Origin of the sequence: Pseudomonas sp. PS02302 (assembly GCF_029959585.1) — a bacterium.
Classification (GTDB): Bacteria; Pseudomonadota; Gammaproteobacteria; order Pseudomonadales; family Pseudomonadaceae; genus Chryseomonas; species Chryseomonas aestiva.
On sequence record NZ_JASCON010000173.1, the window covers coordinates 1 to 649 of the forward strand.

A 649-nucleotide genomic window follows, 5' to 3' on the forward strand; every position below is an offset into this window, starting at 1 on the left:
GTTGATTTCTTTTCCTCAGGGTACTTAGATGTTTCAGTTCCCCTGGTTCGCCTCTTAACCCTATGGATTCAGGTTAAGATACCTAGCTTATGCTAGGTGGGTTTCCCCATTCAGAGATCTCCGGGTCACAGGTCATTTGCCACCTCACCGAAGCTTATCGCAGGCTATCACGTCTTTCATCGCCTCTGACTGCCAAGGCATCCACCGTATGCGCTTCTTCACTTGACCATATAACCCCAAGCAATCTCGCTGACGTCACAAGGACGCTACCGATCTGCAGGCGTTACATGAGTGAAGACGACATTTCGCCGAAAACTTGCGCTTGAGTTCGCAAGATTTTACCTTGACGACACTAACTGCCAGTGAAAACAGTTAATGCAGTCTACTTCTATCACTTTCCCAATTTTTTAAAGAACAGTTCTGATCAAAGACCAGAAGTCAGCTTTTGTGCCCTTCTCATTACCTGTCGGCAGGGAGAAGTCAAAAGCTCACTTCTGAGCTTTTCAAGCAATCGCGTTAGCGGTAGGTGGAGATGGTGGAGCCAAGGAGGATCGAACTCCTGACCTCCTGCGTGCAAGGCAGGCGCTCTCCCAGCTGAGCTATGGCCCCATCGATTGGTGGGTCTGGGCAGATTCGAACTGCCGACCTC

Annotated in this window: 1 tRNA gene and 1 rRNA gene; both read right to left on the reverse strand. The window is 49.8% G+C overall.

From position 1 onward, the window contains the following. A 23S ribosomal RNA gene (locus QMX82_RS25680) occupies window positions 1-228 on the reverse strand; the annotation flags it as partial. 305 nt (window positions 229-533) lie between these two features. Beyond that, a tRNA-Ala gene (locus QMX82_RS25685) sits at window positions 534-609 on the reverse strand. Window positions 610-649: the final 40 nt, after the last annotated feature.